The organism is Shewanella sp. MBTL60-007, from assembly GCF_019654915.1.
Lineage (GTDB): Bacteria > Pseudomonadota > Gammaproteobacteria > Enterobacterales > Shewanellaceae > Shewanella.
Genome location: NZ_BPET01000135.1, coordinates 1 through 1,696 on the forward strand (window position 1 = coordinate 1; position 1,696 = coordinate 1,696).

1 rRNA gene is annotated in these 1,696 nt (G+C 47.5%); it reads left to right on the top strand.

Annotated features, from left to right (window positions below):
• Positions 1-225 precede the first annotated feature (225 nt).
• Positions 226-1,696: ribosomal RNA gene (locus tag K5Q92_RS23660) — 23S ribosomal RNA — on the top strand; the annotation flags it as partial.

Genomic DNA, 1,696 nt, shown 5'->3' on the forward strand with positions numbered 1-1,696 from the left:
TCTTTAAAAATTTGGAAAGCTGATAGTAATAATCGTAACGATTATTGCGAAATTAAAAATTGAGTTCTCAAAACACTTAACATTAAGTGTCTTGGCTTAAGACTTAACGGTCTTAAGTAAAAATTCTAATTTTGGCGAAAGTAGAAACCATTAGTTACGATACGACTGTTTTATCTACCCTGATAAAACAACGGATAATCTCATAGAGACTTATTTGGGTTGTATGGTTAAGTGACTAAGCGTATATGGTGGATGCCTTGGCAGTCAGAGGCGATGAAGGACGTAGTAACTTGCGAAAAGCGTTGGCGAGCTAGTAACAAGCATTTGAGCTAACGATGTCCGAATGGGGAAACCCACTAGCATAAGCTAGTATCTTTAACTGAATACATAGGTTAAAGAGGCGAACCCGGGGAACTGAAACATCTAAGTACCCGGAGGAAAAGAAATCAACCGAGATTCCCCTAGTAGCGGCGAGCGAACGGGGATTAGCCCTTAAGCCTAGAGGGTGTTAGTGGAATGTGTTGGAAAGCACAGCGGCACAGGGTGATAGCCCCGTACATGAAAACTAACTTTAGGTGAAAACGAGTAGGACGGGACACGTGACATCTTGTCTGAATATGGGGGGACCATCCTCCAAGGCTAAATACTCCTGACTGACCGATAGTGAACCAGTACCGTGAGGGAAAGGCGAAAAGAACCCCTGTGAGGGGAGTGAAATAGAACCTGAAACCGTATACGTACAAGCAGTGGGAGCGGTTCTTGAGACCGTGACTGCGTACCTTTTGTATAATGGGTCAGCGACTTACATTTTGTAGCGAGGTTAAGCGAATAGCGGAGCCGTAGGGAAACCGAGTGTTAACTGCGCGTTTAGTTGCAAGGTGTAGACCCGAAACCCGGTGATCTAGCCATGGGCAGGTTGAAGATTGAGTAACATCAATTGGAGGACCGAACACACGTATGTTGAAAAATGCGGTGATGACTTGTGGCTGGGGGTGAAAGGCCAATCAAACCGGGAGATATCTGGTTCTCCTCGAAAGCTATTTAGGTAGCGCCTCGTACGAATACCATTGGGGGTAGAGCACTGTTAAGGCTAGGGGGTCATCCCGACTTACCAACCCTTTGCAAACTCCGAATACCAATGAGTACTATACGGGAGACACACGGCGGGTGCTAACGTCCGTCGTGAAAAGGGAAACAACCCAGACCATCAGCTAAGGTCCCAAAGTTATTGCTAAGTGGGAAACGATGTGGGAAGGCTTAGACAGCTAGGATGTTGGCTTAGAAGCAGCCATCATTTAAAGAAAGCGTAATAGCTCACTAGTCGAGTCGGCCTGCGCGGAAGATTTAACGGGGCTAAGCAATACACCGAAGCTATGGGTACACACTTATGTGTGTGCGGTAGAGGAGCGTTCTGTAAGCCGTTGAAGGTGAAGGGGTAACCCACACTGGAGGTATCAGAAGTGCGAATGCTGACATGAGTAACGATAAAGGGGGTGAAAAACCTCCTCGCCGAAAGACCAAGGGTTCCTGTCCAACGTTAATCGGGGCAGGGTGAGTCGACCCCTAAGGCGAGGCCGAAAGGCGTAGTCGATGGGAAACGGGTTAATATTCCCGTACTTCTGCTAACTGCGATGGAGAGACGGAGAAGGCTAGGCTAGCGCGGCGTTGGTTGTCCGCGTTTAAGGTTGTAGGCTGT